General features: G+C 73.8%; 3 protein-coding genes. 1 reads left to right on the top strand and 2 read right to left on the bottom strand.

Annotation, left to right across the window (positions count from 1 at the left end):
- Positions 1 to 687 (bottom strand): bifunctional nicotinamidase/pyrazinamidase (gene pncA / locus NJ376_RS25635; RefSeq protein WP_252956209.1); only part of this gene is annotated, 687 nt, incomplete at its 3' end.
- A gap of 178 nt (positions 688 to 865) precedes the next feature.
- Here pncA and ggt point away from each other — a divergent pair.
- Positions 866 to 2,560, top strand: coding sequence for a gamma-glutamyltransferase (gene ggt / locus NJ376_RS25630; protein ID WP_252956208.1), 1,695 nt, complete (start codon positions 866 to 868; stop codon positions 2,558 to 2,560).
- A 190-nt stretch (positions 2,561 to 2,750) separates the two neighbouring features.
- Here ggt and NJ376_RS25625 read toward each other — a convergent pair.
- Positions 2,751 to 3,430, bottom strand: a 680-nt coding sequence (locus NJ376_RS25625) for an acyltransferase family protein (RefSeq protein WP_252956207.1), incomplete at its 5' end; no start/stop codon positions are given.

Genomic DNA, 3,430 nt, shown 5'->3' with positions numbered 1-3,430 from the left:
CGCCGTCAGCCTGCGCTTCGCCGCGTCGATCGTCGTCCCGCCCTCCGCCGGCAGGCCGATGCCGCGGCAGCCATCCTCGATCACCACCACCTGGTAGCCGAGCTTCGCCGCATCCTCCGCCGAATAGGCGACGCAGTAATCCGTCGCCAGCCCGGCGAGGAAGATCCGCTTCACCCCGCGCGCCTGCAGCCAGCCATGCAGGCCGGTGGTGGTGCTGCGGTCATTCTCGAAGAAGGCGGAATAGCTGTCGATCTCCGGCCGGAAGCCCTTGCGCACGATCAGCTCGATCCGCGCCTGCGCCAGCTCCTTGTGCAGCTCCGCCCCGGCGCTGCCCTGGATGCAATGGTCCGGCCACAGCGTCTGCGGGCCGTAGGGCATCTGGGTGGTCTCGAAGGGTTGCTTGCCGGGGTGGCTGCTGGCGAAGCTGGAATGCCCGGCCGGGTGCCAGTCCTGGGTGGCGAAGGCGTGGCGGAAGCGCCCTTCCAGCAGCTTGTTGATCACCGGCACCACCTGGTCCCCGCCGGCGACGGCCAGCCTGCCGCCCGGCATGAAATCCGGCTGCACGTCGACGATGCCGAGCATGTCGGTGGCCTGGTCGATGCGGGCATTGGCCATGGTCTGGGCTCCAGCTTTCCCGGCGGCAAGCGCCGGCAGCGTGGCGAGGGCAGAGCGGCGGGAGAGCGACATGCGAACCTCCTCGGCGGGAGGCTAGCGCGCCAGCGCGCGGGCTGGCCAGCGGGGGCTTCGGGAAGGCTGCCTGGGCGGGCCGCAAACGGCCCGGCGCGGATCGCCCGGGGCGGCGATCCTGCCGGCTTGCGCGCCGCGCCGCATGGCGCCAGCCTCTGCCGCGGAGCAGGAGATGACCATGCAGCCAGCCGATTGGCGCGCCCGCGCCGGCAGCCCCTTCACGCCCGAGAAGCACCCGGCCACCGGCCGCCGCGGCATGGTCGTCACCAACCATCCGCTGGCCTCCGCCGCGGGGGCGGAGATGCTGGCGGCCGGCGGCAATGCCATCGATGCGGGCGTCGCCGCGCTCTTCGCCCTGACGGTGGTGGAGCCGATGATGGTCGGCCTGCTCGGCGGCGGCATGATGCATCTGCGCCTGCCGGACGGCACGCATACCATACTGGACGGCCTCTCCACCGTGCCCGCCGCCGGTCGCCCGGACATGTTCACCCCGGTCAGCCAGGACTGGCCCGCGGCGCTGGAGACGGTGGGGCGGAAGAATGCGGTCGGCGCGACATCCGTCGCCACGCCGGGCAACCTGCTCGCCTGGTGCGAGGCGCTGCGCCGCCACGGCCGGCTCTCGCTGGAGGAGGTGCTCGCCCCCGCCATCCGCCTCGCCCGGCGCGGCTTCCCCGCTTCCCCCTACCTCGCCGAATGCACGGCGGAGGCGGCGCCGGACATGGCGAAGGATGCCGGCATCAGCGCCCTCTTCCTCCCCGGCGGCGCGCCGCTGAAGCCGGGCCACCGCGTCACCATGGGCGCCACGGCGGAGACGCTGGCCACCATCGCGCGGGAAGGCCCCGGCGCGCTGCATGGCGGCGCGATCGGCGCCGCCGTGGTCGCCGCCGTGGCCAAGCGCGGCGGCCTGCTGGCGGAGGCGGATCTGCGCGACGCCCGCCTGATCGAGCGTGCGCCGGTGCGCGGCACCTATCGCGGCCATGAGATCATCGGCCCGCCGCCGCCCTCCTCCGGCGGCGTGCATGTGCTGCAGATGCTGAACATCCTCTCCGGCTTCGATCTCCGCGCCCTCGGCTTCGGCACGGCGGAGACGACGCATCTGATCGCCGAGGCGCTGAAGATCGCCTTCGCCGACCGCGCCGCCGCGACCGCCGACCCCGCCTTCATCGATGTCCCGGTGGCGAAGCTCATCTCCCCCGCCTATGCCGCGGAGCGCCGCGCCGCCCTCGACCTCGCCCGCGCCCAGGACTGGTCCGCCGGCGTGGCGGCGGGCGAGAGCCCCAACACCACCCATCTGACGGTGGCGGATGGCGAGGGCCACATCCTCTGCGCCACCCACACCATCAACAGCCTGTTCGGGGCCCGCTTCCTGGTGGAGGAGGTTGGCCTCATCCCCAACAACTACATGGCGCTGTTCGACCCGCGCCCGGGCCATGCGCTCTCCATCACGCCGGGCAAGCGCATCACCACCAGCCAGGCGCCGCTGATCGCGCTGCGGGACGGCAAGCCCTATGCCGCGCTCGGCCTGCCCGGCGGGTTGCGCATCTTCGGCAGCGCCATGCAGGCGATGATCGCGCTGATCGACCATGGGATGAGCCTGCAGGAAGCGGTGGAGGCGCCGCGCGTCTGGACGCAGGGCCAGGCGCTGGAGGTGGAGCAGGGCATCGCGCCCGCGGTGCGGGAGAAGCTCTCCGCCATGGGCCATGCGGTGCAGGCCCTGCCGCATATCGGCGGCGGCATGTGCGGCATCCGCTTCCATGCGGATGGCACGCTGGAAGGCGCCGCCTGCTGGCGCGCGGATGGCACCGCCATCGGCCTCGGCGGCGGCTTCGCGCGGGAAGGGGTGCGGTTCTGGCCGGAACGGCCAAAGGTCTGAGGTGAGCAGGGGGCGCTGCCCCCTGCAACCCCCGCCGGGGCCAGGACCTGGCCCCGGACCCCGGTCCGAGTTTCAGACCTGTGGGTTCAACCTGCCGACTCACACCGGGGTCCGGGGAGGGGTCCCCTCCCCGGCGGGAGTGCAGAGGGCAGCGCCCTCTGCCGGGGGCCTTGGGGGCAGCGCCCCCAAGCTACCGCGCCTGCGACGACAACCCCGCCGGCACTCTCGCCCCCTCCCCCTGCAACCGCCTCGCCAGCCGGTGGGAGGGCTGTTCCACCCAGCGATGCATCGCCGCCGCCGCCGGCAGCGAGCCCGCGATGGCCAGCCCCGCCACCACCCCCGGCGCCACCCGCCCATGCAGCAGATGCACCAGCGCCAGCAGCAGCGGCATGTGCACGAGATAGAGGCTGTAGGAGATCCGCCCGAGCCAGAGCGGCAGCGGCCGCCGCAGCGCCCGCGCGAAGCCGCCCCCCGCCTGCGCCAGCAGGATCAGCAGCACGGAGGCGGCGATCACCCCGTAATCCTGCGCCGCCATCGCCATCACCACCACCGCGATCGCCGCGGCCGCGGCCCCCGCGCGGTCCAGCTGCGGCAGCCGCGCCAGCGCCAGCGCCGCCCCGGCGGCGAAGGCCGGCAGCAGCCCGGCGCTGGCGGCGAAGGTCTGCGCCAGGCTGTCGCCCAGCGTCACCCAGCCCTCCGGCATCCCCGCCAGCCGCGCCACCCCGGCGCCGAGCAGCGAGAGCGCCAGCAGCAGCCCGAGCTGCCCGCGGAACAGCAGCGCCAGCGGCAGCAGCAGGGCGATGCGCCATTCATGCACCAGGCTCCACAGCACCGGGTTGAGCTGGAAGCCGGCCCCATGGCTCAGCAACA

This window comes from Siccirubricoccus soli, from assembly GCF_024178315.1.
Lineage (GTDB): Bacteria > Pseudomonadota > Alphaproteobacteria > Acetobacterales > Acetobacteraceae > Siccirubricoccus > Siccirubricoccus soli.
This window is presented reverse-complemented; position numbering and strand designations above follow the sequence as displayed.

Excerpts from the sequence above, each read along its gene's own strand:
- ggt (WP_252956208.1), top strand. The coding sequence starts at position 866 with ATGCAGCCAGCCGATTGGCGCGCCCGCGCCGGCAGCCCCTTCACGCCC.